At 62.4% G+C, this 23905-nt stretch carries 27 protein-coding genes and 2 tRNA genes; 15 read left to right on the forward strand and 14 right to left on the reverse strand.

Going from position 1 to position 23905, the window contains the following annotated elements:
* Window positions 1-58 precede the first annotated feature (58 nt).
* The 6 genes from NKJ91_RS24935 to NKJ91_RS24960 all read left to right on the forward strand — a co-directional run bounded on the left by NKJ91_RS24935 (window position 59) and on the right by NKJ91_RS24960 (window position 6927).
* Window positions 59-466: an SMI1/KNR4 family protein gene (locus NKJ91_RS24935; protein ID WP_352457680.1), complete on the forward strand. Its 408-nt coding sequence runs from the start codon at window positions 59-61 to the stop codon at window positions 464-466.
* 69 nt (window positions 467-535) lie between these two features.
* Window positions 536-2644, forward strand: a complete 2109-nt coding sequence (locus NKJ91_RS24940; RefSeq protein WP_352457657.1) for a molybdopterin-containing oxidoreductase family protein — start codon at window positions 536-538, stop codon at window positions 2642-2644.
* A 56-nt stretch (window positions 2645-2700) separates the two neighbouring features.
* Window positions 2701-3399 (forward strand): DUF2270 domain-containing protein, encoded by a 699-nt coding sequence (locus NKJ91_RS24945; protein WP_254820271.1) that lies wholly within the window; start codon window positions 2701-2703, stop codon window positions 3397-3399.
* Window positions 3400-3569: 170 nt separating this feature from the next.
* Window positions 3570-5768 carry a cation:proton antiporter domain-containing protein gene (locus NKJ91_RS24950; RefSeq protein ID WP_502903632.1) on the forward strand — a complete coding sequence of 733 codons (2199 nt, stop codon included), beginning with the start codon at window positions 3570-3572 and terminating at the stop codon, window positions 5766-5768.
* A gap of 373 nt (window positions 5769-6141) precedes the next feature.
* The gene (locus NKJ91_RS24955) at window positions 6142-6378 is read left to right on the forward strand and encodes a DUF680 domain-containing protein (RefSeq protein ID WP_352457659.1); all 237 of its coding nucleotides are present in this window, start codon (window positions 6142-6144) and stop codon (window positions 6376-6378) included.
* 276 nt (window positions 6379-6654) lie between these two features.
* Complete coding sequence (locus NKJ91_RS24960) at window positions 6655-6927, forward strand: DUF680 domain-containing protein (RefSeq protein WP_352452971.1); 273 nt, start codon at window positions 6655-6657, stop codon at window positions 6925-6927.
* Between the two features lie 108 nt (window positions 6928-7035).
* Here NKJ91_RS24960 and NKJ91_RS24965 read toward each other — a convergent pair whose 3' ends face one another.
* From NKJ91_RS24965 to NKJ91_RS25000, 8 genes are all read right to left on the reverse strand, one after another.
* Window positions 7036-7551, reverse strand: a complete 516-nt coding sequence (locus NKJ91_RS24965; protein ID WP_352457660.1) for a SixA phosphatase family protein — start codon at window positions 7549-7551, stop codon at window positions 7036-7038.
* A 4-nt stretch (window positions 7552-7555) separates the two neighbouring features.
* A complete protein-coding gene (locus NKJ91_RS24970) occupies window positions 7556-7849 on the reverse strand; it encodes a type II toxin-antitoxin system RelE/ParE family toxin (protein ID WP_352457661.1) in 294 nt (97 codons plus the stop codon).
* The gene (locus NKJ91_RS24975) at window positions 7842-8129 is read right to left on the reverse strand and encodes a type II toxin-antitoxin system ParD family antitoxin (RefSeq protein WP_352457662.1); all 288 of its coding nucleotides are present in this window, start codon (window positions 8127-8129) and stop codon (window positions 7842-7844) included. The genes NKJ91_RS24970 and NKJ91_RS24975 overlap by 8 nt, the downstream gene beginning before the upstream one ends.
* A 59-nt stretch (window positions 8130-8188) precedes the next feature.
* The gene (gene purN, locus NKJ91_RS24980) at window positions 8189-8896 is read right to left on the reverse strand and encodes a phosphoribosylglycinamide formyltransferase (RefSeq protein ID WP_352457663.1); all 708 of its coding nucleotides are present in this window, start codon (window positions 8894-8896) and stop codon (window positions 8189-8191) included.
* The gene (purM, locus tag NKJ91_RS24985) at window positions 8893-9957 is read right to left on the reverse strand and encodes a phosphoribosylformylglycinamidine cyclo-ligase (protein ID WP_023677649.1); all 1065 of its coding nucleotides are present in this window, start codon (window positions 9955-9957) and stop codon (window positions 8893-8895) included. Before purM ends, purN begins: the two co-directional genes overlap by 4 nt.
* A 111-nt stretch (window positions 9958-10068) precedes the next feature.
* Window positions 10069-10476, reverse strand: coding sequence for a hypothetical protein (locus tag NKJ91_RS24990; protein ID WP_352457664.1), 408 nt, complete (start codon window positions 10474-10476; stop codon window positions 10069-10071).
* 135 nt (window positions 10477-10611) lie between these two features.
* Window positions 10612-11244 carry a hypothetical protein gene (locus NKJ91_RS24995; RefSeq protein WP_352457665.1) on the reverse strand — a complete coding sequence of 211 codons (633 nt, stop codon included), beginning with the start codon at window positions 11242-11244 and terminating at the stop codon, window positions 10612-10614.
* 140 nt (window positions 11245-11384) lie between these two features.
* Window positions 11385-12029 carry a glutathione S-transferase family protein gene (locus NKJ91_RS25000; protein WP_352457666.1) on the reverse strand — a complete coding sequence of 215 codons (645 nt, stop codon included), beginning with the start codon at window positions 12027-12029 and terminating at the stop codon, window positions 11385-11387.
* Between the two features lie 200 nt (window positions 12030-12229).
* Between NKJ91_RS25000 and NKJ91_RS25005 the strand changes: the two genes are divergently transcribed.
* The 4 genes from NKJ91_RS25005 (at window position 12230) to NKJ91_RS25020 (ending at window position 14949) form a co-directional block, all read left to right on the forward strand.
* Complete coding sequence (locus NKJ91_RS25005; protein WP_023677645.1) at window positions 12230-12787, forward strand: CDP-alcohol phosphatidyltransferase family protein; 558 nt, start codon at window positions 12230-12232, stop codon at window positions 12785-12787.
* The gene (locus tag NKJ91_RS25010) at window positions 12759-13985 is read left to right on the forward strand and encodes an AI-2E family transporter (RefSeq protein WP_031212006.1); all 1227 of its coding nucleotides are present in this window, start codon (window positions 12759-12761) and stop codon (window positions 13983-13985) included. Before NKJ91_RS25005 ends, NKJ91_RS25010 begins: the two co-directional genes overlap by 29 nt.
* A gap of 5 nt (window positions 13986-13990) precedes the next feature.
* Entirely contained in the window at window positions 13991-14692 is a 702-nt protein-coding gene (gene hdaA, locus NKJ91_RS25015) for a DnaA regulatory inactivator HdaA (protein WP_352457681.1), read from the forward strand.
* Window positions 14693-14754: 62 nt separating this feature from the next.
* Window positions 14755-14949: a hypothetical protein gene (locus NKJ91_RS25020; RefSeq protein ID WP_352457667.1), complete on the forward strand. Its 195-nt coding sequence runs from the start codon at window positions 14755-14757 to the stop codon at window positions 14947-14949.
* A 293-nt stretch (window positions 14950-15242) separates the two neighbouring features.
* Here NKJ91_RS25020 and NKJ91_RS25025 read toward each other — a convergent pair whose 3' ends face one another.
* On the reverse strand, window positions 15243-16244 hold the full coding sequence (locus NKJ91_RS25025; protein ID WP_352457668.1) for a GlxA family transcriptional regulator: 1002 nt from the start codon (window positions 16242-16244) through the stop codon (window positions 15243-15245).
* Between the two features lie 131 nt (window positions 16245-16375).
* Here NKJ91_RS25025 and NKJ91_RS25030 point away from each other — a divergent pair, with 131 nt between their 5' ends.
* A complete protein-coding gene (locus NKJ91_RS25030) occupies window positions 16376-17203 on the forward strand; it encodes an alpha/beta fold hydrolase (protein ID WP_352457669.1) in 828 nt (275 codons plus the stop codon).
* Window positions 17204-17327: 124 nt separating this feature from the next.
* Here the strand turns inward: NKJ91_RS25030 and NKJ91_RS25035 are convergent.
* Window positions 17328-17404: transfer RNA gene (locus NKJ91_RS25035), tRNA-Pro, on the reverse strand.
* Between the two features lie 160 nt (window positions 17405-17564).
* Here NKJ91_RS25035 and NKJ91_RS25040 point away from each other — a divergent pair.
* The 3 genes from NKJ91_RS25040 to NKJ91_RS25050 all read left to right on the forward strand — a co-directional run bounded on the left by NKJ91_RS25040 (window position 17565) and on the right by NKJ91_RS25050 (window position 19284).
* On the forward strand, window positions 17565-17870 hold the full coding sequence (locus NKJ91_RS25040; protein ID WP_023677641.1) for an ETC complex I subunit: 306 nt from the start codon (window positions 17565-17567) through the stop codon (window positions 17868-17870).
* A gap of 56 nt (window positions 17871-17926) precedes the next feature.
* Window positions 17927-18003: transfer RNA gene (locus NKJ91_RS25045), tRNA-Arg, on the forward strand.
* Window positions 18004-18063: 60 nt separating this feature from the next.
* Entirely contained in the window at window positions 18064-19284 is a 1221-nt protein-coding gene (locus NKJ91_RS25050; protein WP_352457670.1) for an anion transporter, read from the forward strand.
* 107 nt (window positions 19285-19391) lie between these two features.
* Here the strand turns inward: NKJ91_RS25050 and NKJ91_RS25055 are convergent, their stop codons facing one another.
* From NKJ91_RS25055 to NKJ91_RS25070, 4 genes are all read right to left on the reverse strand, one after another.
* Window positions 19392-19703, reverse strand: a complete 312-nt coding sequence (locus tag NKJ91_RS25055) for a cupredoxin domain-containing protein (protein ID WP_352457682.1) — start codon at window positions 19701-19703, stop codon at window positions 19392-19394.
* 14 nt (window positions 19704-19717) lie between these two features.
* A complete protein-coding gene (locus NKJ91_RS25060; protein ID WP_352457671.1) occupies window positions 19718-20242 on the reverse strand; it encodes a DUF4142 domain-containing protein in 525 nt (174 codons plus the stop codon).
* Between the two features lie 104 nt (window positions 20243-20346).
* Window positions 20347-21018: an RNA polymerase sigma factor gene (locus NKJ91_RS25065; RefSeq protein ID WP_023677637.1), complete on the reverse strand. Its 672-nt coding sequence runs from the start codon at window positions 21016-21018 to the stop codon at window positions 20347-20349.
* A 231-nt stretch (window positions 21019-21249) separates the two neighbouring features.
* Window positions 21250-22419 carry a cystathionine beta-lyase gene (locus NKJ91_RS25070; RefSeq protein ID WP_352457672.1) on the reverse strand — a complete coding sequence of 390 codons (1170 nt, stop codon included), beginning with the start codon at window positions 22417-22419 and terminating at the stop codon, window positions 21250-21252.
* A 427-nt stretch (window positions 22420-22846) separates the two neighbouring features.
* On the opposite strand from NKJ91_RS25070, the gene NKJ91_RS25075 reads away from it, so the two are divergent.
* Window positions 22847-23875 (forward strand): amino acid ABC transporter substrate-binding protein, encoded by a 1029-nt coding sequence (locus NKJ91_RS25075; RefSeq protein WP_352457673.1) that lies wholly within the window; start codon window positions 22847-22849, stop codon window positions 23873-23875.
* Window positions 23876-23905 lie beyond the last annotated feature (30 nt).

Here is a 23905-nt window from a genome sequence, read left to right on the forward strand (position 1 = left end):
GGGTACGTTCCCGGATACCCAAATGGTTCGCGGCAGGAGGTGGCAGGAGGTGAATGAGATGCTTGAAGGTCGGGAGTGGCGCAAAAAAGATGGAGCGTCAGACGAAGCGATCGAGAAACTCAGGGACGTGGGGCCTTTGGTCCTGCCTGAAAGCTATGCTGCCCTTCTCTCTTTCAGCAACGGTGGTGAGGGCCCCCTGCCAGTCCAGCCGCTATGGCTTGCCTTGCACGCTGCGGAAGAGGTGATCGAAATAGAGCAACAGGGGACATTCAAGGAGTTCTTTCCGGGTTTTTTCGTTATCGGCAGCAACGGGGGCGGCGAGGCGATTGCGTTCGATCTACGCACAGTGGGGCTTTATCCGCTCGTTGCGTTTGACATGACAAATATTGATCTTGTCGAAAGCGTTTGGCCCATTGCGCCGGACTTTGATGCATTCTTGGACTTGATCGGCCTTTCCGACGAATAGCCCAGAGGGGGATGTAGGCCCGCCCATCTGGCCCTACACGCCGCCGCCACAAACGGCTAGTTTGCTCCCATGAATCAGCACGCCAAGCTCAAAATCGGCCATTCGGCCTGTCCGCATGATTGCCCTTCGACCTGCGCGCTCGAGGTCGAGCTGCTCGACGCCAGGCGCATCGGCCGCGTCCATGGCGCCAAGGCCAACAGCTATACGGCCGGCGTCATCTGCGCCAAGGTCGCCCGTTACGCCGATCGCGTCCATCATCCCGACCGCCTGCTGAAGCCGCTGGTGCGGGCCGGCGCCAAGGGCGACGGCGCCTGGAAGGAAGCGAGCTGGGAGGCGGCGCTCGATCTGGTCGCTGAAAAATTCATCGCGGCGGAGGCAAAATACGGCTCGGAGACGGTCTGGCCCTATTACTATGCCGGCACGATGGGGCTGGTGCAGCGCGACGGCATCGAGCGGCTCAGGCACGCCAAAAAATACTCCGGCTTCTTCGGTTCGATCTGCACCAATCTGGCCTGGACCGGCTGGATGATGGGCGCCGGCGCGCTGCGCGGTCCCGACCCGCGCGAAATGGCAAAGTCCGACTGCGTTGTGATCTGGGGCACCAATGCCGTGGTCACGCAGGTCAACGTCATGACCCACGCCATCAAGGCGCGCAAGGAACGCGGCGCCAAGATCGTCGTCATCGACGTCTACGAAAATGCAACGATGAAGCAGGCCGATCTCGGCCTGGTGCTGAAGCCCGGCACCGACGGCGCGCTGGCCTGCGCGGTGATGCATGTGCTGTTCCGTGACGGCATGGCCGACCGCGCCTATCTGGAAAAATACACCGACGATCCGCACGGTCTGGAAGCGCATCTCAAGACGCGGACGCCGCAATGGGCCGCTGACATCACCGGGCTTTCCGTCGACGAAATCGAGGCCTTCGCCCGTCTCGTCGGCACGACGAAGAAGACCTATTTCCGCCTCGGCTACGGTTTTTCGCGGCAGCGCAACGGTTCGGTCAACATGCATGCCGCAGCCTCGATCGCGGCGGTCACCGGCTGCTGGCAGTATGAGGGAGGCGGCGCCTTCCATACCAATTCGGGCATCTTCAAGCTCAACCAGGAACTGCTCGAAGGCACACGGATGCGCGATCCCTCGATCCGTCATCTCGATCATTCGCGCATCGGCCCGGTGCTGACCGGGGCTGAGGATGCGCTCTATGGCGGCCCGCCGGTGACGGCGCTGCTGATCCAGAACACCAATCCGGTGAATGTCGCGCCGGAGCAGCGGCTGGTGAAGCAAGGTTTTCTGCGCGACGATCTGTTTTCCTGCGTGCACGAGCAGTTCATGACCGACACCGCCAAGCTCGCCGATGTGGTGCTGCCGGCGACGATGTTTCTCGAGCATGACGACGTCTACAAGGGTGGCGGCAACCAGCACATCACGCTGGGGCCGAAGCTGATCGAGCCGCCGGAAGGCCCGCGCACCAACCATTTCGTTGTCGAGGAGTTGGGCAAGCGCCTCGGCGTTGCCGACATGCCGGGCTTCGGCCTGACAGAACAGCAGCACATCGACATCATCCTGGGCAAGCGCGGGCTGGGCAGTTTCGACAGTCTGAAGGAAGACAAATGGGTCGACCTGCAGCCGGATTTCGAGGCCGCGCATTTCATCACTGGCTTCGGCCATGCCGACAAGAAGTTCCATTTCCGCGCCAACTGGACCGGGCAGGCAGCGCCCAACCGGCCGCCGAAAAGCATGGGCCTCTTCGGGCCTGTGCAGCGGCTGCCGGAATTTCCCGATCACGTCGACCTGATCGAGGTGGCGGACGCGGCGCACCCGTTCCGGCTGACCACCTCGCCGGCGCGCAATTTCCTCAATTCGACCTTTGCCGAAACGCCGGTGTCGCAGGCAAAAGAGCGCCGGCCGGAGCTGCTCGTGCATCCCGATGATGCGGCGGCACTCGGCGTCGCCGACGGTGGCCGCATCGAGGTCGGCAACCAGCGTGGCGAAGTGGTGCTGCACGCAAAACTGTTCGACGGCATCAAGCGCGGCGTCGTAGTCGCCGAAGGCATCTGGCCCAACAGCGCCCATGAGCGCGGCGAGGGCATCAACGTGCTGACCGGCGCCGATGCGCCGGCGCCCTATGGCGGCGCCGCCTTCCACGACAACAAGGTCTGGCTGCGCCCGGCGGATTGAGCGCCGGAACGATATCTCCATCCGGCCGTTTTCGCGTGGCGGGTGGAGGCATTGTCATGGCAGAAGTGTTGCCGGCGCCGGATCCCATCGGAAGGACACTGTCGTCCGGCGAACTCGTAACCACGATGTCCCACTTTCATCGCGCCGAGATTGCGCGCATGGCTGGGTGGCGTGACCGCCTGGACCGGACGAGCAACTGGGCGATAACCGTTGTCGCAGCCATGCTGTCCGTTTCGCTTTCGACAGCCAGCGCTCACCATGGCGTGCTGCTGTTTGCCATGCTGCTTGTTCTGCTGCTGCTGTGGATAGAGGCCCGCCGATATCGCTTCTTCGACTTCTATCGGGCTCGCGTGCGCCAGTTCGAACGGCACTATTTCGCGCAGATATTCTCGCCGCAGCCGGACTTCGCGTCCGATTGGCTGTTGATCGTCGGCGAGAGCCTGCGCGCGCCGAAATTCCTGATTTCGCAACGCGTGGCTTTGGCGCGCCGCCTGCGTCGCAATTACATCTACATGCTGCTGATCCTGCTGCTGGCGTGGATCCTCAAACTGTCGACCCCCAGTCTTCTGACCGAAGGCGTCCGCATCGGCTTCGTCGGGTCGATGCGTGAGGCCGTCGCCAGTGCTGCCCTGGGTCCCGTTCCTGGTGGCGCCATCGTCGTGCTGGTCGCCGTCCTCTATGCAGGCCTGCTGGTGACAGCCTTTCTGACAGAGAGCGACGACGGCGAACTCTCCTTCGGTGACGTCCACGTCTAGCAACGCAACGCCCTGTCGCGCGTTGTTGGACACGTGCATTGGGCGATGGGGGTTTCATGGCTTGGCAGGCTCCGACACGTTCCAGCCTGACACTGCTGGTTTGCGCTTTCGTCCCCGCGGGCGCGGCCTGGGCAGCGGAGACGCTCGTTGCCGGTACCCGGGCCTCCGGCATGGGTGGTTCGGGCGAAGGCGCTTTCGTCGCCGAGATCGTGCTTCTGCTGCTTGTTGGGCGCGGCCTGGGCGAAGTGCTGCAGCGTTATGGCCAGCCGGCAATCATGGGCCAACTGATCGGCGGCATCCTGCTCGGTCCTTCGCTGTTCGGCTGGCTATGGCCGTCGGCCCAGCACCTGATCTTTCCCAGCGATCCTGCGCAAAAGGGCATGATCGACGCCGTCTCGCAGCTCGGCATCCTGATGCTGCTTTTGCTGACCGGCATGGAGACGGACCTGCGGCTGGTGCGCCGGGTTGGCGCGGCATGTTTTTCCATTTCGGCGACCGGCATTGTGGTGCCCTTCATCTGCGGTTTCGCGCTTGCGCAATTCCTGCCGGACGCACTGCTGGCCGACGCGACGCAACGCACCGTCGCCGGGCTGTTCCTGGGCACCGCGCTGTCGATCTCGTCGGTCAAGATCGTCGCCATGGTGGTGCGCGAGATGAACTTCATGCGCCGCAACCTCGGACAGGTGATTATTTCCTCGGCGATTATCGAGGACACGATCGGCTGGCTTATCATCGCCGTAACCTTCGGCATCGCCACCAATGGCAGGCTGCAGTTCGCGCCGCTGGTGACCACCATCGCCGCAGTGGCACTGTTCATGGTGTTCTCCTTCACCATCGGCCGCCGTCTTGTCTTCACCTTGATCCGCTGGACCAACGATCAATTCCGCAGCGAGTTTGCGGTGATCACCATGATCCTCATCATCATGGGCGTGATGGCGCTGATCACCAACATGATAGGCGTCCATACCGTGCTGGGGGCGTTCGTCGCCGGTATCCTTGTCGGGGAATCGCCCATCCTCTCCAGCCATATCGAAGGCCAACTTCGCGGCGTCATCACCGCGCTGTTCATGCCGATCTTCTTCGGCATGGCGGGGCTTTCCGCCGATCTCACCGTGCTTGCCGATCCGACGCTTGCCATGCTGACGGGCGCTCTCGTGGTCATCGCCAGCATCGGCAAGTTTGGCGGCGCCTTCATCGGCGCCAGGCTCGCCGCCATGTCGTTCAAGGAAGCAATCGCCGTCGGCAGTGCCATGAACGCGCGCGGCTCGACCGAGGTCATCGTCGCCAGCATCGGCCTGTCGATGAACATCCTGTCGCACAATCTCTTCACCATGATCGTCACTATGGCCGTGATCACCACGCTGGCCATGCCGCCGATGCTGCGCTGGGCGCTCGGCCGGCTGCCGGTTGGGCACGACGAGCAGCAGCGGGTCGAGCGCGAGGCGTTGGATGAATACGGCTTCATTTCCAGGCTGGAGCGGCTGCTGGTGCTGGTCGACGACAGCAGGATCGGCAAGTTCACTGCATATCTCGCCGGACTGGTCGGCGGAGGCAGCGGCATGCCCACCACCTTGCTTCAGCCGAAGGACGGCCGAATTGACAGGCCAACCGACAGCAAAGGACAGGAGCGCACCCTGAAGGAAATCAAGAAGGGTGCAAAAAAAAACGCCCGGGCGGTGAAACGGATTGAAGATACGCTTGTCGGCAAAGTCCACCTGACGGCCCGCACCGAATTGGAAGCCACCGGTGAGACGATCGCCGAAGAGGCCCGCAAGGGATACGGCCTGCTGCTGGTCGGGCTTGACAATGTGCTGACCGCCGATGGCGCCTTCGCGCCGGCCCTCAACGACATTGCCGGAGGATTTGACGGCCCGCTTTGCCTGGTCCTGAACGGCGGCAATGCTGGCGAAAAGATGCCGACGCTGAAGGCCGGCACCAGCATTCTCGTCCTCAACGGTACTCAAGTGGCGCGTCGCGCCGCCGACTTGGCGCTGGCGCTGGCCCGTCCAAACCGGGCGCGGATCAAGGTTCTCTACGTCTCGCAAAAGGCAGCCAAGGGCCGCAGGTCGACATCGGTGTCGCATAGCCGCGAAGAGGCCGTCCTGAAAGACATCGCCGACCTGGCGGGCCGCTACGGCCTGCATATCGACACAGCGTTCCATACCCGCGTCACACCCGACAAGGCGATCACCCGGGAGGCGGCCAAAGGCGCGGCGATCGTCGTGATGGTCGTCACCCAACGTCCGGGCGAGGACCTGTTCTTCGGTGAAACCGCCGGCGCTGTTTTAGCCGCCTGCAACTGCCCCGTCGTGCTTCTGGCCAGCGCGCGGCCCAAGCACGACGCCGCTGGCGCTGAGCTGGCAGCGTGAATTTCACGGCGCCCGTCGGCAGGAATGTCGATCGAGCCTCTGAAAGCGCTGATCAGCCAAACGTAAAAGCACTCGAACCGAACGGTTCGGTTCTGTTGACAGAGAGTACAGGAAAGGGTGAACGCCGGCTCAAAGAATGTTCGCGCGGCAAATCACCACTGACCGCATAACTAGTTGAAAAGAAAGAAGAACATTGTGGCGCAAGGAGCTGCATGTCGAATTTCAAGCGGCCAATTTGGCGCACCCGTACAAAATTTTCGTGATTGGAAACGACAGACTTGCCGACCCATCTCGGGGTGGTCCGAGCGACGCGAATTCCTCCCGAGGCACGCCACTTGACGGACAGACCAAAGAAACTACCGGAGTACCCGAAATGACCAAGCTCGCTCTTACCGCCGCCGCCATCCTCGTTGCCACCGGCACTGCTTTTGCCGGCAGCGACCATTATGGCTCGGACAACGTCAACCAGCCGGCCGCTGCTGCTGCTGCCAACGTCGACAACACCTTCACCGGTTCGATCCGCAAGCCAGTTACTTCCGAGCATACCGGTGCCAAGATAACCTCCGAGTCGGTGGCGCCTGAATCCGGCCAAGGCATCTGGGGCCGCTGATTATCACGGCCCGCACCCCAAAGAGCGGCGGGCTTGGCCCGCTACTCTTGCTTTCGCGTATCAACGGGCGTGTGCGCCGAATAGCATCCTGCGCCAATCGAATACTTTGATTTGCAGGTTTCATCTGTAGCCACAATCTCGGTTGCTGAAATCGTCCAGCAACGTGCACATCGGAAAAAGCCGGGTGCGTATTCGTCGGCGCGGACAGCGCTCTCATCTCGAATGCGTCGAAAGCAACGACAACTCACGAATGACCAGTACACTGGAGTACCTGAAATGACCAAGATTGCTCTTACCGTCGCCACCATCGTCCTCGTCGCCACGGGCAGCGCCTTTGCAGGCAGCGATCACTATGGTTCGGACGGCGTCAACCAGCCGGCCGCGCCTGTTGGCAACGCGCCTGTCGGCACCATCGACAGCGGGTTTACCGGTTCCATCCGCAAGCCGCTCACGGCCGAGCACAACGCCGTCGACACCGAGGCGACGACCCGGTTCGGCACGGATCAACCCGTAGTGCCCCAATCTGGCCGGGGCAATTGGGGCCGATAGTTCCTTAACCGGGAGCACAAAGAGCGGCGGGCCTGGCCCGCCGCGCTTGTTTGGGCAAAGCCCGGTCGGTCGAAAGGATCGGCGATCCCCGGGCCTGTTGGTAAATCCCTAACGCAGATCCTTCGGCCAAATGCAGTGCGTCAGCCGGGCGCTGCCGAAGGTGAGACCGGCCCAATCGCCATCGACGTCGAACCGAGCCAGGGCCGCGGTGGGGTATTTTTCCGCCAGCTTCTTCAGCGCCGCTTCATCAGATCCAGCCCCGGCAAGCCCGCGCGCGAACTCCTCCAGCCCGGGATTGTGGCCAAGCACCAGCAGCGTTCCAGTCCCCGCCTTTACTTGCCGCACCTTGGCGAGGATGTCCGCCGCCGCTGCCTCGTAGAGCGCCTGGGAAAATTTGACCTGCACCTTCGCCGGCAATTCCGCCGAGACCAGCCGCCACGTGTCGCGGGTGCGCAGCGCCGGCGACACCAGCGCCAACTCCGGCAGCCAGCCGCACCGGGCCAGTTCGCGCCCGACCAGCGGCGCTGCCTTCAGCCCGCGCGCGGACAGCGGCCGATCGAAGTCGATGAGGTTGGGATCGTCCCAACTCGACTTGGCGTGACGCAGGAGCAGCAGTTGCTTCATGGATTCAAAATAAGGCCGAAGCGTCGCGTGCGCCATGCACGACGCGGACGATCTCGACCCGCTGTTCGGCCAGGCGATAAAGCACGAGATAGTTGCCGATCGTCAACGCCCGCACCTCGGCAGCGATGTCGGGCCTCTTGGGACCGGATTCCGGGAATGTGCCCAATTGCACGATGCGCTCGGCAATAGCATCCAAAAAGCGGTCCGCGGCAAGCGGGTTGTCCCTTGCAATGCCAAACCAAATATCGATCAGGTCGTCTTCTGCCGCCGGGCTGCGGACAATGCGGATGTCAGCCATTCCGCCGGTTTTTGCTGGTGTTGCCCAACCGGCTGCGGGCTTTCTGTTTTATGTCCTCGATGTCGAACGGCGCAAACGGACCGCTCTCCAGCCCTTCCGTCCAGGCTTTCCGCAACCGCTCCGCTTCGGCCTCGCGCAAGGGCTGGCGAAGCCGCCATTCGCGCAGTGCCTCGCGGATCACTTCGCTTGCCGAACCGTACTGCCCGCTGGCCACCGCGCCTTTGACCATGTCCAGCAGTTCCGGGGAAAGCGCTACGCTGACTTTTTCGACTGTCGCCATCAAGCCGTCTCCTCCCGAATACGGTAGCAATATTTGCTACCAAATTCAAGAACTGACCCTTACGGCGTTATCCGCGCCAGGTGCTCGAGATCGGTCTCTTCGCGCAGCGGGTCGGGGGCAATCACCACCGACGTGGCGTTGTCGGCATCGTCGGCGAAGCGCGAAAACACCGTGCGGCCGCCTTCCATCCGCGCCTTGCCTTCGGCGACAAGGCCCAGCGCCAGCGGATAGAGTTGGTGCTCGGCCTTGAGCACGCGCGCGGCCAGCGTGTCCTCATTGTCGCCGACCATCACCGGCACGGCGGCCTGGGCGATGATCGGCCCGTCATCCATGTCGAGCGTGACGAAATGCACCGTGCAGCCATGGATGCGCATGCCTGCGCGGAGGGCCCGCGCATGCGTATCCAGCCCCTTGAAGGCAGGCAGCAGGGCAGGGTGGATATTGATCATGCGGCCCTGCCACTTCTCTACGAAGCGCGCGCCGAGGATGCGCATATAGCCGGCCAGCGCGACGATCTCGGCGCCGAACGACAACAGGGCCGCATCGATCGCCTCGTCATGGGCTTGCTTGCTGGCATAGTCGGAGCGCGAAATCACTCTGGTGGCGATGCCGCGCGCCGCGGCGATGCCAAGGCCGGCGGCATTGGCGCGGTCGGAGATGACGCCGACGATCTCGGCCGGATAGGCCGGGTTGCTCGCCGCCGCAACCAGCGCCGTCATGTTGGAGCCGCGCCCCGAGATCAGTACGACCGTCCGTTTCCTGGTCATAGGCCAATCGAGCCCCGATAGATGACGCCGGCATCGCGACGCGGCACGATCTGGCCGATCGGCGTCACTGTCTCGCCGGCCTCCTGCAGAACGGCAGCGACCTGCGCCGCCTGGCCGGAGGCGACGACCAGGATCATGCCGATGCCGCAATTGAAGGTGCGCATCATCTCTTCCGGCGCGACGCCGCCGGTCTTGGCCAGCCACGAAAACACCGGCGGTACCTCGATGGCGCCGAGATCGAGCTCGGCCGAAAAATCCTTGGGCAGAACGCGCGGGATGTTTTCGGGAAAGCCGCCGCCGGTGATATGGGCCAGCGCCTTGATGCCATGCGTGTTGCGGATCGCCTTGAGGATCGACTTGACGTAGATGCGCGTCGGCTCGAGCAGCGCCTCGGCCAGCGTCGCCTCGTCATTGAACGGCGCCGGATCGCCCCAGCCAAGGCCGCTTACGGCGACGATGCGGCGGACCAGCGAAAAGCCGTTCGAATGCAGGCCCGACGAGGCGAGGCCGAGCAGCACGTCGCCTTCGACGATGTCGTCGGTCGGCAGCAGCTGGCCGCGTTCGGCGGCACCGACGGCAAAGCCGGCAAGGTCATAATCCTTGTCGTGATACATGCCGGGCATTTCCGCCGTCTCGCCGCCGATCAGCGCGCAACCGGCCTGCCGGCAGCCCTCGGCGATGCCGCCGACGATCGAAGCACCCTGGTCGGGATCGAGCTTGCCGGTGGCGAAATAGTCGAGGAAGAACAGCGGCTCGGCGCCTTGCACGACGATGTCGTTGACGCACATGGCGACGAGGTCGATGCCGATCGTGTCGTGCTTGCCGGCGTCGATGGCGATCTTCAGCTTGGTGCCGACGCCGTCATTGGCGGCGACCAGCACCGGATCGGTGAAGCCGGCGGCCTTGAGGTCGAACAGGCCGCCGAAGCCGCCGATCTCGCCATCGGCGCCCGGCCGGCGGGTTGCGCGCACCAGCGGCTTGATCTTCTCGACCATGAGATTGCCGGCGTCGATGTCGACGCCCGCTTCGGCATAGGTGAGCCCGTTCTTGCGCTTGCTCATTTCCGGCGCCTGCTCATCTGTTGCGCTTGCCTGTCGCTGTTTTCACTCGCGTGCGGGCTCTTCGCATGAACGGTTTTGCCCCGCAAGGCAAGCGCGCGATTAATGGTGTTTTCAGTTGGATGCCGCGGGAACCGGGCGTGATACACTCCAACAATAAAAAGAAATGCCTGCCAGAATTGCGGCGAGGCCACCGACGGTGGCAAGAGATCTGATTTCACCGTCGAAGGGCAGGGTTCCATACGAGAAGCCGGCGGCGACCAAAGCCGCCGCGGCAGCCCACAGACCTGGATTTGCAACGACCGACCGCGCGAACAGGAACGCCACGACCGCAGCCGTCAGCCAGAGGGGCCAAGAGACGACCACGCCCACGGCCAGCTCAAGAGCGAAGGCCCACAGAAGATCTTGCGTCGCTGCGTAGCGGTGCGGGGCTCCGAAAGATGCGAAAGCCAGCAGACTTTCTGTCAGTCCGGCCAGATAGCAAAGCGTTACTCGCCAAGCGATTGTGATTCTCTGCGCCATCGTCATTCAGCAGTGGGGAAATAGGCTGTCGCTTCACGGGCTCTTCGCATGAACGGCCGCACCTCGCAAGGATGACGGCGGGATCAGACGGTCTTGGCTCGACAAAGGAGTGGACAGTCGCCCAAGCTGCCCCCCTTATGGACGCCCCTCTCGTTCCGCCAGAACCATGTCGACGCGGTCGAGTTGTGCCTTGGCATAGCCGCTCAGCGCTATTCCGCTATTGTTCGTTCGAATCCAGTGCACAGCCTGCTTCACCCGCTCGTAGTGCCCAAGTTCGATTTCGCAGGCAATTAGCGCGAGGATTCGAACTGCGAAGGGCTGTGTGAATTCGTAAGGTTTGTCGAGCAACTCGCTATGTCCGGCGACGTAACTGGCGAGGTCCGGGTTCTGAGCCCTGATCCGTCGCGCCAGCTCGACATATTTCCCCAGCAACCTATCTATGCTCGTCTGGTCAAGGTGCTCGAAGTAACGAGCATAAGCTTTCAGCTCATTGTTAAATATCGTTTCAGGATGAAACTGCGACAGTCCGGGCCAGATCCATTTTTTGCCGTACAGCCTTTCAAGCAACGGCCTGACGGTAAGAAAGTCCAGGTAAACGAGCATGTTCAAATGAACATCGCCATAGCTTGCAGTAAAGGCCTCTTCGAGAATCAGGCTGATATCGTCGCTCCGGTCGACTTCGAAGACGCCTTTCCGGATGCGGCGAAAGCCATGTCCCGTCATGAACGTATCGAGATACTTACGCGCTTCGCCAACGGCCAAAGACAAGGTTCCACTCCCTCTTTGTGCGCCATGGTGCCTTGCTAGCGGCCTATTAGTCCATCCACTGCGCGCCTTGTTTCCTAACGGCCAAAGGATAGCGCGCTTCGGGCTCGCTTCCATTTGGTTGGTTCAACGCTGGCTGTTCTTCACGCCCCCTCTGCGTTGATTGCAAATTGCGCGGCGAAAGCCCGGATATAAGCCGGCCGAGCTTCCCCGCGCGCTACATAGGCAGCCAAGTTTTGATATTCGTCCAAAATGCCTGACATTCTTAGTCGCAGCAGCACCGATACCATCAATAAATCGCCTGCGCTGAACGTATCATCGAGCCAGTCGGCGACGCCCAAGTGGGCCGAGAGTTTGTCCAGCCGAGCGCGAACACGGTCCTTTACCAACGGCAAGCGCTCCTCGCTCCAAGGCTTGTCACGTTCGAATATTCTTGCCGTCGTTAATTCGAGGATCGGCGGTTCGACGGTGTTGAGTGCGGCAAACATCCACGTGATCGCACGCGCGCGGGCATTGCGATCCTTCGGCAGCAATCCCGCATGCTCCTCAGCAAGATGAAAGACGATCGAGCCGGTCTCGAACAGCGAGAGAGAACCTTCCTCATAGGTGGGGATCTGGCCGAAGGGATGGATGGCCAGATGTTCAGGCGCCTTCATCTCCGCGAAGGAAACAAGACGAACCTCATAAGGCTGCCCCACTTCTTCGAGCGCCCAGCGAACGCGCGTATCGCGCGCCAGTCCCTTGCCGCCATCGGGCGATCGTTCAAATGCTGTGATAGTGATTTTCATCGCGTCCGTTTCCTTGCCTGGGCGAATTCTTCGGCTTCCTATCGTGAGACGAATGAGTTTCCCCGAAATCGACATTGGTCTTGAACTATTTCATTGCTGGCGCCCTCGTGGGGAGATTGGCAGCTTCGGTGTCGCTTCTCACTTGCCGTAACCCTCCATCTCCATCATGTATCGACAAACAAGAGCGACGGGATATGCGTTTGACCATCCCCAACATGATCACGATCATGCGCTTCGTGCTGGTGCCGGCGGTGGTGCTGGCCATGCTGCAGGAACGCTGGGACTGGGCCTTTGCCGGCTTCCTCATTGCCGGCATTTCCGACGGGGTCGACGGCTTCATCGCCCGCCATTTCAACCAGTTTTCCAGGCTCGGCGCCTATCTCGATCCGATGGCCGACAAGCTGCTGCTGGTCTCGGTTTTCGTGGTCCTGGGCTTCAGCGGCGAACTGCCGCTGTGGCTGGTCGTTACCATGGTGTCGCGCGACGCACTGATCGTCTGCGCCGTGCTTTTATCCACCGTCATGGCGCATCCGGTCGAGATGAAGCCGCTCCTGGTGTCGAAGGCCAACACCGCGATCCAGATCGTGCTGGCGGCAGTGGTGTTGGGCGAACTCGCCTTCGACATCCGTCTCGATCCGCTGAGGCCGGCCCTCATATTGCTGTCTGGGGTCTTGACCGTGGCTTCGGCCGCGGCCTATCTCGTGGCTTGGCTGAGGCATATGAGCGGCTATGGCGAAGGCTCCACACCCGGCACCTGAACGCGGGGCACCTGACCACCGGGCACCTGACGAACGGTCCATCGACGCCGAGGCCGAAGCCGCGGCAGCGGAGGCTGCGGCATCGGCGTCGTTTCGCCGGCAGATCCGCTTCTGGCTGGTCAGCGCCATCATCCTCGCTGTCTTCCTCTATGTCTTCAGCGGCATCCTTCTGCCCTTCGTTGCCGGCATGGTGCTCGCCTATTTCCTCGATCCTGTCGCCGACCGGCTGGAGCGGCTCGGCCTCTCCAGGCTGATGGCGACGGTGGTCATCCTCATCGCCTTCATCGTCGTCCTGGTGCTGGCTGTCGTCATCCTGGTTCCGGTGCTCGCCTCGCAGATGGCTGATTTCGCCAGCAAGCTGCCGGACTATCTGACCCGGCTGCAGGGCCTGATCACCAGCTTCGACCCGAAATGGCTGGAAGAAAAATTCGGCGTCGACGCCAACGGCCTGCGTGAAGGCTTGAACTCGCTGCTGACCTCCGGCTTCGGCCTCCTGACCACCGTCTTCACCTCGATCTGGAGCTCCGGCGTGGCGCTGGTCTCGGTCGTCAGCCTGTTCGTGGTAACGCCGGTCGTCGCCTTCTACATGCTGCTCGACTGGGACCGCATGGTGGCAATCGTCGACAGCTGGGTGCCGCGCGATTACGTCAAGACCGTCAGGACGATCGCCAGGGACATCAACACGGCGACCGCCGGCTTCGTGCGCGGCCAGGGCACGCTGTGCCTGGTGCTCGGCGCCATGTACGCCACCGGCCTGACACTGACGGGCCTGAATTTCGGCATCCTCATCGGTCTGTTCGCCGGGCTGATCTCCTTCATCCCCTATGTCGGCTCGCTGACCGGCCTGGTGCTGGCCGTCGGCGTCGCCTTCGTCCAGTTCTGGCCGGACTGGACCATGATCGCGGCGGTGGCCGGTGTGTTCTTCGTCGGCCAGTTCATCGAGGGCAACATCCTGCAGCCCAGGCTGGTCGGCAAAAGCGTTGGCCTGCATCCGGTATGGCTGATGTTTGCGCTGTTTGCCTTCGGCGCGCTGTTCGGCTTCGTCGGCCTGCTGATCGCCGTGCCGGCTTCCGCCGCCGTTGCCGTTCTGGTGCGCTTCGCCATCGCCCGCTATCTCGAATCGCCGCTCTACAAGGGCCACGCCGACGAGCCGGTGCCGCCGCTGCAGGTGCGCCGCCGCGGGGGCGCGCGCGGTTGAGCCAGATGCCGGACAAGATCGATCCGCCGCGTCAATTGCCGCTCGATCTAGGCCACGGCACCGGCTATTCGCGCGACGAGCTCGTCGTCTCCAGCACCAACAGCCAGGCGGCGGCGCTTGTCGACCGCTGGCCGGACTGGCCGTCGCCGGTCGTTGTGCTGGCCGGGCCGGCCGGCTCGGGGAAAACCCATCTGGCCTCGATCTGGCGGACTCGCGCCGACGCGGTGAAAGTGGAGGCCGGCCGCATCGGCGACTGCATCGAAAACCTCGGCCCGCATCCGGCCCTGATCGACGATATCGATTCCGAACCGATCGATGAGCACGGCCTCTTCCACCTGATCAACGCGGTGCGCGGCGCCGGCTCGAGCTTGCTGTTGACGGCGCGGCGCTTCCCGTCCGCCTGGGGCGTCAGGCTGCCCGACCTGGCGTCGCGGCTGAAGGCGGCGGCGACCGTCGAGATCCACGAACCCGACGATCTTCTGCTGGCCGGCGTCATCACAAAGCTGTTCGCCGACCGCCAGGTCGAGGTCGAGCCGCATGTCGTGCAATATCTGGTGCGCCGCATCGAGCGCTCGCTGGCCACTGCCATGCGGGTGGTCGAACGGCTCGACCGCACCGCGCTCGAGCGCAAGACGCCGATCACCCGCGCCCTGGCAGCCGAGACCGTCAGCGCCATGGATGAAGGGCAGGGCGAGTTCGAGATATAGCGGGATGATCTCGTTTGGCGGGTGTGCTAATCAAGTCGATCTTTTTGACAGTAGGTATTGGAATGAGCCCGATCGTCAGACGAATCGCACTGATATGGCTTGTCTCATCGCTGTTCTGGTCGGCGATCGTGGTCAAAGAGATGTTCGATTACGCGGACTTGATGCTCAGGGCTTACGGCGAGGAGCCTGCTCATATCACCTGGCTCAGGCAAGCCTTTTCGGAGTTTTGGCCAGCTATTCCCTGGGCTCGGCCGTGATCCTGGTCGTGGAAGTCGGAGGCGCATTACTGCTGATTTCAGGAATTCGACTGATCCGGCACATCAGGCAAAAAGCCTCGGCATGAACATCAGGGAGCTCACTTCCGTCTGTGTCCCATTTCGAGAAAAAAGACTGGCACCTGTCTTGCAACAAAGAGCTTGCCGGCTAATCCCGGTCCTGATTGCGTATCAAATCAGGTAGTAGGCTCGCCGGGAGATGGGTGGTTGGGGTTCTCGCCCGGCGAGCTTGCCTTTGGCAGCATCGAATCGATAGCGCCATTGCGCGGCTGGCCTCAGCTCTCTCCGCCTGCAACCACCGCTCGTTCCGTGCCAAAGCGCTTGCGATAGTCGCCGGGCACCAATCCGGTTATCCTGGCGAATACTTTGCGGAACGAGCCGGGATCGTCATAGCCGACCTCCCAGGCGATCTGGTCGATCGATCGCATCGTGGTTTCCAGCATCTCGCGCGCCTTGCCGACCCGCAGGTGCTGACAATATTCGGTCGGCCTGAGGCCAGTGGCGTTGCGGAAGCGTCGCAGAAAGGTCCGCTCCTCCAGCCCCGCATGCTCGGCCATGGCGCCGAGCGTCACGTCGCGCGCGCCGTTCGCCTGCAGCCAATGCTGCACCTTGAGGATCGCTTCGTCGTCGTGGGTCAGCCGCGGCGCGAACGGGCTGTAAAAGCGTTGCTCGCGGCCCGGCGGGTCGACCAGCATGAAACGCGCCGTGTCCATCATGACGGTCGGCCCGAGCACCCTATCCACCAGCTTCAGGCCGAGATCGGTCCAGGCCATGTAGCCGCCGGCGGTGATGATGTCGCCATCGTCGATGACCAGCCTGTCGGCGTCGAGCAGGATGTCGGGAAAGCGTAGCGCCAGCGCGTCGCAATAAGCCCAGTGCGTCGTCGCCGCACGGCCGGACAACAGGCCGGTTTCGGCAAGCACGAAAGCGCCGGCACAGACCGAACCGAGCGTCGCGCCTGCCGTGTGGCGATCCCTGAGCCAGCCGGCATAGGGCGCGGCTGCTTCCCGAGCGATCGGATCTCCCAAGGTCGGTGGGAGGATAACCATGGCTGGTTCATTGTCGGCGCCGGGGTCGCTGTCGAAGGTGCGGACTACGGTGTGGCCCGCGTCCTCCAATTGCCAATGGCTGACGCGAAGCCTCGCCGCCTCGGGCGACCGCTCGACAGCCAGCCGGTTTGCCAGCATGAAAAGATCGGTCAGGCCGAGCACGGCTGCTTCCTGCACGCCGGGATACAAGACAAGGCCGATTTCGATCAGATCACGCGCCGCCGTCATTTGTCAGTTTTGCCACGTTGAATGTCCGTTTTGCCAATGCTCACCCTGACCGCACTGTTATAATTTGTCCAGCTGAAGGGGGCTAAAAGCTTCCCTGTTACCCCCCGACTTTTTCATCAAGGAGTAGAACGATGAGCACATTCACCACCCATGACGGCACCGAGATTTTCTACAAGGACTGGGGTAAGGGCCAGCCGATCGTTTTCCATCACGGCTGGCCGCTCAGCGGCGACGATTGGGACAACCAGATGCTGTTCTTCCTCGAAAAGGGCTACCGCGTCATCGCACATGACCGCCGCGGCCACGGCCGCTCGTCGCAGACCGCGACCGGCAACGAGATGGACACCTACGCCGCCGACGTTGCGGCGCTGGCGGCGCATCTCGATCTCAGGGATGCGATCCACATCGGCCATTCGACCGGTGGCGGCGAGGTGGCCCGTTACGTCGCGCTTTATGGCGGTGGCGGCCGCGTTGCCAAGGCGGTGCTGATCGGCGCCGTGCCGCCGATCATAGTCAAGACCGACAGCAATCCGGGTGGCCTGCCGATCGAGGTCTTCGACGGCTTTCGCGCCGCTTTGGTCGCCAACCGCGCCCAGTTCTACAGGGATGTGCCGGCCGGCCCGTTTTACGGTTTCAATCGCGAGGGCGCCAAGGTCTCGCAAGGCGCCGTCGACAATTGGTGGCGCCAGGGCATGATGGGCGGAGCCAAGGCCCATTACGACTGCATCAAGGCGTTCTCGGAGACCGATTTCACCGACGACCTCAAGAAGATCGAGGTTCCCGTCCTGATCATGCATGGCGACGACGACCAGATCGTACCGATCGCCGATTCCGCGCTGCTTGCGGCCAAGCTGGTGAAGCACGGCACGCTCAAGGTCTACAAGGGCCTTCCGCACGGCATGTGCACCACCCATCCGGAGATCATCAATCCGGATCTGCTGGCCTTCATCCAGGGCTGACGGCTTGCATATCGGACGGGCAGCGCGGGCTCGTGCTGTCCGTCCGTCGCTTAAACATGACCGGCGACGGGAGACACACTCGAGCGTGACCCGCTTGCCCTGCCGACGAGATTTGCTTGATGAATGGTCGGAGTGGAGAGATTCGAACTCCCGACCCTCTGGTCCCAAACCAGATGCGCTACCAGGCTGCGCTACACTCCGAACGGTCTGTTGCCTAGTGATTTCAGCCCGCCAAAGCAAGCGTAAAAAGCCATCGGCCTTGCTGCCGGCGGCATTGCGCAGTAATGACGGGCTAGTGCATAGCCAGAGAACAGTAATGTGGTCTCGGGGTCGTGTGCTTGCAACCAGCAATGAGGTGGTCATGTCAGCCCGCATTTTCAGCCCAGCCAAAACCGCGATGCAGTCCGGCAAGGCCAAAACCGGCTATTGGGTGCTGGAATTCGATCCGGAGCAGCGCAAGAAGATCGATCCGCTGATGGGCTACACCACGTCCGGCGACATGCGAAGCCAGATCAGGCTGACCTTCGACACAAGAGAAGAGGCGGTCGCCTATGCCGAGAAAGAAGGGCTGGCTTTCCGCGTCGAGGAGCCGAAGGAAATCAAGCGCCGCCAGATTTCCTATGCGGAGAATTTCCGCTATGACCGCAGGACGCCCTGGACGCATTGATCCTATGCCGGCCCTGCCGGCGCCCAACAAATCAGCCGGTCATGCGGCCGGCCAGCGGTCCCGTAGCTCAGCTGGATAGAGCACCGGCCTTCTAAGCCGATGGTCACAGGTTCGAATCCTGTCGGGATCGCCAATATTTTCAAGGTCCATTCCGGACAGGTTCACTCGCCAGTCGCACAGGATTTTCCAACACATGACAGCGATGGGCGCGGCGGCACTGCTGATCCTTGTCCTGACCTATGCCGGCGTCGCAATCGGCAGGATACCCGGGCTGCGCCTCGACCGGGCAGGCATCGCGCTGCTCGGCGGTGCGGCGATGATCGCCATCGGCGCGCTCACCATGGAAGACGCCTACCGCGCCATCAGCTTCGACACCATCACGCTTCTGCTCGGCATGATGATCGTCGTGGCGCATCTGAAAGTGTCGGGCGCCTTTCGCGCGCTCGGCGGGTTCGCCATCGAGCATGCGCATGCGCCGTTCATGCTGCTGGTGATGGTGACGCTGTTGACCGGCGTCCTGTCGGCGTTCCTGGTCAACGATGCCATCTGCCTGGTCATGGCGCCGATCGTCGTCCATGTCACCCGCGTCATCAACCGCAATTCGGTTCCCTATCTGATCGCCACCGCCACGGCGTCGAATTGCGGCAGCGTCGCCACCATCACCGGCAATCCGCAGAACATGGTCATCGGCGCGCTGTCGGGGATTTCCTATCCGGCCTTCTCGGCGGCGCTGGCGCCGGTCGCGGCGTTCGGCCTCGTCGCCGTCATCGTCATCATCCGCATCGTCTACCGCGCCGAATTTTCGCGCAAGGCCGAGCTCAGCCCGGAAGTCTATCGCGGCCGCATGCTGCCGGGGCAGGTGGTGAAGGCGGTGGTCGTCTGTGTCGGTTTGGCGATCGCCTTCTTCGCCGGAGTTCCAGTCGCCAAGGCAGCGCTGATCGGCGGCGCCATTCTTCTGTTGACCCGCGCCATCAAACCTGAGCGCATCTATCGCGAGATCGATGGGCCGCTGCTGTTCATGTTCGCCGGGCTGTTCATCGTCGTCGCCGGGGCGGAGAAGACGCTGCTGACGCCCGACATCGTCGCCTCGGCAAAGGACCTCGGGCTGAATGATGTCTGGCGGCTGTCCGGCTTCACCGCAGTGCTATCCAACATCATGAGCAATGTCCCGGCCGTGCTGGCGCTGAAGCCGTTCGTGCCCGGACTGGAAGACCCCGAGCGGGCCTGGCTGGTCGTCGCCATGAGCTCGACGCTGGCCGGCAATTTCACGCTGCTCGGCTCGGTCGCCAATCTGATCGTGGCCGAGCACGCGCGGGTCTCCGGCAAACCGCTGGGCTTCATCGCCTTCTTCAAGGTCGGCCTGCCGTTGACGCTGGTCACGCTGCTTGTAGGGACGGCATGGCTGGCGGCCTAAAAGCGCGTCGCATTCGACCGGCCTCATGCGGCGCGCTTTAGGCTCTTGTTTATGCATGTCGTTATCGCAAAACCGCTGCACACTTTTGCGCGGCATGCATCAGCCAGTCAGGGCGACGTCACCGTCACATAACCCTTCATGTTGGGATGGAAGCGGCAGAAATAATCGACCGATTCCGCCTTCTTCACCGTCAGGCTCGCCGCCTTCTTCGGCGGGATCGTCACTTCCCAACCGCCGTTGACGGTTGCCGTGTGGGCGAACACGTCCTTGTTCACCCACCTGATCGTGTCGCCGACCTTCGCCTCGATCTTTGCCGGCGAAAACACAAGCTTCTCGATCGTCACCTCGATGGTGTCGGCCTTGGCCGGCGCGGCACCCATGGCCAGTGCCAGCGCAACCCACAGATGCCGCCTCGACATCATCGGCCCAATCCTCACTTCAGCATGCCGGCGACGTGTTCGGCGTGCTGTTCGTGGCCCTCGAATATTTTCAGGCCGGTTTCCAGCAGGCTTTTCAGCTCGGCATTGCTGGCCGACGGAATCAGCAGTGTTTCGAGCGCGCCATTGACCTGCTTATGGTAGGCCACCTCGCTGGCGACATAGGCCTTGTCGAACGCCGCGCCCTTGAGCTTGGCAAGCTTGGCACGTTCCTCGGCCGCCGCCTTGGTCAGCGCTTTGCTGGTCGGATTGTCCTCAGGCGTGACCTTGAGCTTCTTGACCAGGTCGAGAGCCTGTTTGTTGACCGCCTCGTGATCTCGCACCATGTCCTTGGCGAAATCCACGACCTCCTTGTTCTTCGATTTCTTCAGCGCCTGCTTGGCCGCCTCGACGTCAAGCACGCCCGCTGTGTAGGCGATATGTGCGATCTGCGGATCGGTCGGTTTGTCGGCAGCTTGCGACAAGGGCGCTGCGCTAAGCAGGAAAACTGCGGCCAGTGCCGTGGTCGATCGAATAAACATGATGCTCTCCTTCGCCCCGACGCGGAACTGCATCGGGCTTCGTTTTCAGTGATGCTCATTGGATGCAGGTCGCCGCCAAACGTTCCCGCGAAAATCGGCGCGGCCTATCCGGAAAGACCAAGCCGCTGCATCACGGCATTGGTCAGCCGTTCGCAGCGCCGGCCCGCGAAGGGAAAGGCGTCGAGCAGCACCGGGCCGATCTGGTCGTCCAGCGCCTTGCGCACCAGCGCGCGGGCGCGGTGCAGCCGGGTCTTGATGGTTTCTGGTCGCACGCCAAGCAGTTCGGCGGTTTCCTCGATGCTCAATCCCTCGATGACGCGCGCCACGAACACCATCCGGTAGACATCGGGAAGACTGTCGGTTGCCCGTTCGACAAGCTCAAGGATCTGCCGTTGCGCCATCGTCCGCTCCGGATCGTCGCTCGGGTTGAGGGGAAACCGGATGATTTCGGCTTGCGGGTTTTCAGGCATCGCTACCATTCGCCGCCTTTTGCGCAAGCGGCCGAGCGCTTCGTTGATGACGATACGCGATAGCCACGTGGCGAGCGAGGCATCGCCGCGAAAGGCCTCGAGATGGGCAAAGGCGCTGACATAGGCCTCCTGGACGATGTCCTCGGCCTCGCTGTCGTTACGCACGACGCCTCGGGCGATGCGGTAGAGCCTTTGGTTGTGCGTCTTGATGATGGTGCGGAATGCATCGCCATCACGTGCCAGCGCGCGGCCGACAAGCTGCATGTCGCCGGAAGCGGCGGGCGTTGCCGTCAACGCAGCAGGCATAGCCGATCTCCTGATAGGCTTCTCATCGCGACATTGGATGCATCGGCCGACAAAAGGTTCCCGACCGATCCCGCCGGCCAGCCTCAATCCGTGTCAAGGACTGGCAGAGGCTATTCTACCGCCTTCACCACACCGCCTCATCGGCCGATCGGTCGCCATGATATCGCTCAGGATCGCAATTTTTCCAGGCTGTTACGCCGATTTTCTGACTCAGTGTGAAAAGGTGCTGGCTCAGGCCTCAGCGGCCGCCGCCAGCCCGCGCGCCAGGTCGGCCTTCAAATCCCCTACATCCTCGAGCCCGATCTGCAGGCGCACCAGCGGCCCGTCATACGGGCCCTTGGCGATGGTGCGGTCGCCAAGGAATACCGGCACGGCAAGGCTCTCATAGCCGCCCCAGGAATAGCCGAGGCCGAAAAACTTCAACGCGTCGAGGAAGGCGTGCTGCTGCTTCTGTCCGCCGCCCGCGAGAACGATCGAGAAGATGCCGCTCGATCCGCAAAAATCGCGCTTCCACATGGCGTGGTCGGGATGACTGGGCAGCCCCGGATGCAGCACCTGCGCCACGCCCGGCTGGCCCTCCAGCCAACCGGCGAGGGCAAGCGCGCTCTTTTGATGGCGCTCCAGCCGCACGCCCATCGTGCGCAGGCCGCGCAGCACCTGGTAGACGTCGTCGGGCCCGGCACAACAGCCCATCGTGTTGAACGTCTCGCAAAGCTGCTTCCAGCAGTCCGCATTGGCCGACACCGTGCCAAGCAGCACGTCGGAATGGCCGGCCGGGTATTTCGTCGCGGCGTGGATCGAGATGTCGACGCCATGGTCGAGGGGGCGGAAGTAGAGCGGCGTCGCCCAGGTGTTGTCCATCATGACGATGGCGCCGGCGGCATGTGCTGCCTTGGTGATGGCCGGTATGTCCTGCACCTCGAAAGTGTTGGAAGCCGGCGATTCGGTGAACACCACCTTGGTGTTGGGCTTGATCAGCGCCGCGATGCCGGCGCCGATGCGAGGTTCGTAGTATTCGACCTCGATGCCCACCCGCTTCAGCATCGTGTCGGCGAAGTTGCGGGTCGGATGATAAACGGAATCGACGATCAGCAGATGATCGCCGGCCGACAGGAAGGCGAGCAGCGGCAGCGTCACCGCCGCCAGGCCGGACGGCACCGCGACCGTGCCTGCCGAACCTTCCAGCGCATCGATCGCGCTGTTCAGCGCATCGGTGGTCGGCGTGCCGCGCGTGCCGTAGGTGTATCTCTGGCTGCGTGAAGCCATCGCCGCCGCATTGGGATAGAGCACGGTCGAGGCATGCACCACCGGCGGATTGACGAAGCCGAAATAGTCATGCGGGTTGTTGCCGGAATGGGCGAGCCGCGTGTTGGCGCCCATCTCGCTGTTGTCTTTTGCCATTGCTTTTCGTCCCATGGGTTGGTCGTTAGCCATAGTGCGGCGGCATTGGCCGCGCAACCGCACCGCACCCGCCAGGCCAAGGTCTTGAATATGCCAATTCAGCAACGAGCCGTGGATCCGCGGGAAGGCTGCCAAGTGCGCTTGGCAACTCACGGTCGGACTTTGCCGGCTTTATTGGCGCGCTGACCAATTTGCGAGCGCGTTTGTCTGCAATTTCAGGCATTTCAGGCGGTTGGTTTTCAAAGTCTTTCGGATTTGGTCATTTCCCTTGACCTCACAGGAATAATCGCCTTCGATGTTGTTCGTGAATGGGAGGCAGCGCGTCGGTGACGATGCGGGATTCCGGTAACGGGCCGGGATACTTAGCTGCGTTCACACGGGAAAAAGTCAGGTTCGCCTGGAAAAAACAGAAAAGGGTCTGTGGGTCATGAAACACATTGCAATCGGCCTTTTGGGCGCCGCCGCGTTTGGCTTCGCGGCTTCGGCCGCATCGGCGAGCACGCTCGACGATGTCAAGGCGAAAGGCTTCATCCAGTGCGGCACCAATACGGGTCTTGCTGGCTTCGCGGCGCCTGACGACAAGGGTGAATGGAAAGGCATCGATGTGGATTTCTGCCGCGCCGTGGCGGCCGCCGTCTTCGGCGATGGCACCAAAGTCAAGTTCACGCCGCTCAGCGCCAAGGAGCGGTTCACCGCGCTGCAGTCGGGCGAGGTCGACATCCTGTCGCGCAACACCACCTGGACCATCAACCGCGATACGGCGCTTGGCCTGAACTTCGTCGGCGTCACCTATTATGACGGTCAGGGCTTCATGATCAACGCCAAGAAGCTTCCGGGCGTGAATTCGGCACTGCAGCTTTCGGGCGCGGCGGTGTGTGTGCAGAGCGGCACCACGACCGAGCTCAACCTTGCCGACTATTTCAAGTCGAACAAGATGGAGTACAACCCCGTCGTTTTCGAAAAGCTGGATGAGGTCAACGCCGCATATGACGCCGGCCGCTGCGACGTCTACACCACCGACCAGTCGGGTCTCTACGGCATTCGCCTGACGCTCAGCTCGCCGGCCGACCACGTCGTGTTGCCCGAGATCATCTCCAAGGAGCCGCTTGGGCCGGCCGTGCGCCAGGGTGACGACCAGTGGTACCACATCGTCAAGTGGACCTATTTCGCGCTGCTCAATGCCGAGGAACTGGGCGTCACCCAGGCCAATGTCGACGAGATGAAGAACTCGGACAATCCCGAGATCAAGCGCGTGCTCGGCCAGGAAGCCGACACCAAGATCGGCACCGATCTAGGTGTCTCCAACGACTGGGTCGTCAACATCGTCAAGGCCGTCGGCAATTACGGCGAGATGTTCGAACGCAATGTCGGCTCCGGCAGCCCGCTGAAGATCGCCCGCGGCATCAACGCGCTGTGGACCAAGGGTGGCCTGCAGTACGCTCCGCCGATCCGCTGATCGAAAATGGATCCGGAAGGCAGATCGTCT

It is taken from the genome of Mesorhizobium sp. M0040 (assembly GCF_040323505.1).
In the GTDB taxonomy this organism is placed as follows: Bacteria; Pseudomonadota; Alphaproteobacteria; order Rhizobiales; family Rhizobiaceae; genus Mesorhizobium.

Coding starts and splice junctions, on each gene's coding strand:
- NKJ91_RS24935 (WP_352457680.1), top strand. CDS start 59: ATGCTTGAAGGTCGGGAGTGGCGCAAAAAAGATGGAGCGTCAGACGAA.
- NKJ91_RS24940 (WP_352457657.1), top strand. CDS start 536: ATGAATCAGCACGCCAAGCTCAAAATCGGCCATTCGGCCTGTCCGCAT.
- NKJ91_RS24945 (WP_254820271.1), top strand. CDS start 2,701: ATGGCAGAAGTGTTGCCGGCGCCGGATCCCATCGGAAGGACACTGTCG.
- NKJ91_RS24950 (WP_502903632.1), top strand. CDS start 3,570: ATGGGTGGTTCGGGCGAAGGCGCTTTCGTCGCCGAGATCGTGCTTCTG.
- NKJ91_RS24955 (WP_352457659.1), top strand. CDS start 6,142: ATGACCAAGCTCGCTCTTACCGCCGCCGCCATCCTCGTTGCCACCGGC.
- NKJ91_RS24960 (WP_352452971.1), top strand. CDS start 6,655: ATGACCAAGATTGCTCTTACCGTCGCCACCATCGTCCTCGTCGCCACG.
- NKJ91_RS24965 (WP_352457660.1), bottom strand. CDS start 7,551: ATGAAGCAACTGCTGCTCCTGCGTCACGCCAAGTCGAGTTGGGACGAT.
- NKJ91_RS24970 (WP_352457661.1), bottom strand. CDS start 7,849: ATGGCTGACATCCGCATTGTCCGCAGCCCGGCGGCAGAAGACGACCTG.
- NKJ91_RS24975 (WP_352457662.1), bottom strand. CDS start 8,129: ATGGCGACAGTCGAAAAAGTCAGCGTAGCGCTTTCCCCGGAACTGCTG.
- purN (WP_352457663.1), bottom strand. CDS start 8,896: ATGACCAGGAAACGGACGGTCGTACTGATCTCGGGGCGCGGCTCCAAC.
- purM (WP_023677649.1), bottom strand. CDS start 9,957: ATGAGCAAGCGCAAGAACGGGCTCACCTATGCCGAAGCGGGCGTCGAC.
- NKJ91_RS24990 (WP_352457664.1), bottom strand. CDS start 10,476: ATGGCGCAGAGAATCACAATCGCTTGGCGAGTAACGCTTTGCTATCTG.
- NKJ91_RS25000 (WP_352457666.1), bottom strand. CDS start 12,029: ATGAAAATCACTATCACAGCATTTGAACGATCGCCCGATGGCGGCAAG.
- NKJ91_RS25010 (WP_031212006.1), top strand. CDS start 12,759: ATGGCGAAGGCTCCACACCCGGCACCTGAACGCGGGGCACCTGACCAC.
- hdaA (WP_352457681.1), top strand. CDS start 13,991: ATGCCGGACAAGATCGATCCGCCGCGTCAATTGCCGCTCGATCTAGGC.
- NKJ91_RS25020 (WP_352457667.1), top strand. CDS start 14,755: ATGAGCCCGATCGTCAGACGAATCGCACTGATATGGCTTGTCTCATCG.
- NKJ91_RS25025 (WP_352457668.1), bottom strand. CDS start 16,244: ATGACGGCGGCGCGTGATCTGATCGAAATCGGCCTTGTCTTGTATCCC.
- NKJ91_RS25030 (WP_352457669.1), top strand. CDS start 16,376: ATGAGCACATTCACCACCCATGACGGCACCGAGATTTTCTACAAGGAC.
- NKJ91_RS25040 (WP_023677641.1), top strand. CDS start 17,565: ATGTCAGCCCGCATTTTCAGCCCAGCCAAAACCGCGATGCAGTCCGGC.
- NKJ91_RS25050 (WP_352457670.1), top strand. CDS start 18,064: ATGACAGCGATGGGCGCGGCGGCACTGCTGATCCTTGTCCTGACCTAT.
- NKJ91_RS25055 (WP_352457682.1), bottom strand. CDS start 19,703: ATGTCGAGGCGGCATCTGTGGGTTGCGCTGGCACTGGCCATGGGTGCC.
- NKJ91_RS25060 (WP_352457671.1), bottom strand. CDS start 20,242: ATGTTTATTCGATCGACCACGGCACTGGCCGCAGTTTTCCTGCTTAGC.
- NKJ91_RS25065 (WP_023677637.1), bottom strand. CDS start 21,018: ATGCCTGCTGCGTTGACGGCAACGCCCGCCGCTTCCGGCGACATGCAG.
- NKJ91_RS25070 (WP_352457672.1), bottom strand. CDS start 22,419: ATGGCAAAAGACAACAGCGAGATGGGCGCCAACACGCGGCTCGCCCAT.
- NKJ91_RS25075 (WP_352457673.1), top strand. CDS start 22,847: ATGAAACACATTGCAATCGGCCTTTTGGGCGCCGCCGCGTTTGGCTTC.